Annotated in this window: 2 protein-coding genes and 1 pseudogene; 2 read left to right on the top strand and 1 reads right to left on the bottom strand. The window is 54.7% G+C overall.

From position 1 onward, the window contains the following. Positions 1-337, top strand: a pseudogene (locus BOO71_RS17820) (IS1 family transposase); the annotation flags it as partial. A gap of 348 nt (positions 338-685) precedes the next feature. Here the strand turns inward: BOO71_RS17820 and BOO71_RS17825 are convergent. Further along, a complete protein-coding gene (locus tag BOO71_RS17825) occupies positions 686-868 on the bottom strand; it encodes a hypothetical protein (RefSeq protein WP_075834623.1) in 183 nt (60 codons plus the stop codon). Between the two features lie 119 nt (positions 869-987). On the opposite strand from BOO71_RS17825, the gene BOO71_RS17830 reads away from it, so the two are divergent. After that, positions 988-1,519, top strand: a 532-nt coding sequence (locus BOO71_RS17830) for a transposase (RefSeq protein WP_139323013.1), incomplete at its 3' end; no start/stop codon positions are given.

Here is a 1,519-nt window from a genome sequence, read left to right on the forward strand (position 1 = left end):
CAATCAGGAGCTGGCCTTTCTCGGATACAAAACCCCCAACACCTCGGCAGTGGAACGGCACAACGGGACGGCCCGGCGTATGAATCCGCACCAAGTCCGCAGAAGCCTCGCGTTTGCGAGGCTTCCCCACGTCCGTCAGACGGTCAGTGATCTGGTCAATGGGATCTATAACTTCTGTCGGGTGAACCGGAGCCTGCGAGTCAAGTTGAATGAACCGGTGGGGCGTCGTCAATATGCGCAACGGACGCCAGCAATGGCCATCGGGATCACGGACACGGTGTGGAGCGTGCTGCGCCTGCTCAGCACCGTGGTCATGAAGAACCCATGTCGGTCATGATTCCAGCCTTCTACCAAAAGCGGCAAGGAGCTGGATAAAACTCGGTCCAGACGTTCTCTGTCCAAATCCCAAATCCCTCAATGCCCGCTGTAGCGCATCCAGGCCCCGACGGAACAGGCTCTTAACTTCGGGTGCTAGGGGATGATGACTACCCTAGATTTACGGAAAATCAAAATCTCGTGTCCAGAACGTCCCTTTTCGCTTTTCTTTGGAAACACTAAGGTGAGGAATTCTGTCGAAATTTCTTCGCATGCGTAAAGATCCCTACTTATCTGTTCACAGACGATTTTCCTGCTCTGGAGTATTTGAGAAACTTCGTCTGGCACGTATTTTGCTCATTCGTAACCCCTAGCACTCGAAGTTCTTAGGTGGATAGCCGTGGGCCAACTTCTCTGTCGGTTCGCGGTCTTCCTCCTGTTCTCCAGTCAGGCAGCACCACACGAACGCTAGCACCACCACGCCAAACAGCGTGGTCATGCGCCCGGTGTCCGTCACATGGCTGTCTTCCAGATGAAATCCAGAGGATTTCATTGCTTGGTGCATCGTTTCACAGCCCCACCTTCGGGTATAACGCTTGATGGCCTTCTCAACCAGTTGTGCGGGTCGGTGGTGCCGAGGGGAATCATGCGCTGGGAGCGCATTCTGTGGGTATGCAGACCACACTCCCCCCGACGACTGACATCATCACACACCTCTTCGTTCGCGTTGATGACCAGCTCGGCCCAGTTCCCCGCCATCCCCTGGCGAAGCTCCACGTGAGTGAGATCGTCGCCCTGGGGTTATTGTTTGGACTCAAAGGAACCGGATTCAAGGGATTTTACCGTTGGATCAGCCGTGATTATCTTTCGCTGTTTCCAAATCTCCCTGAGCGCTCGCGTCTATCGCGTCTCATCACCAGATATGCCGCTTTGTGCGCTGAATTTCTGGGTGAGCCGTCGTTCTTCACAATCATTGACTGCTATCCGATTGAGCTGATTCACCCCCGCCGGGAAGGACGAGCGAAGCATTCGCTCGCCAAGAAAAGCAAAGACAAAGGGCGCTGGGCTGTGGGAATTAAGCTGTGTGGCGTGATCAACGATTTCGGTGAAATCGTCAACTTCGGCTGGCAACCCATGAACCGCCACGATCAGGTGTTTTACCCGCTGGTGAGCGCCTTGAACGGCCAATCCATCGTCATGGGGG

The sequence above is a fragment of the Deinococcus marmoris genome (assembly GCF_001949125.1).
Classification (GTDB): domain Bacteria; phylum Deinococcota; class Deinococci; order Deinococcales; family Deinococcaceae; genus Deinococcus; species Deinococcus marmoris_A.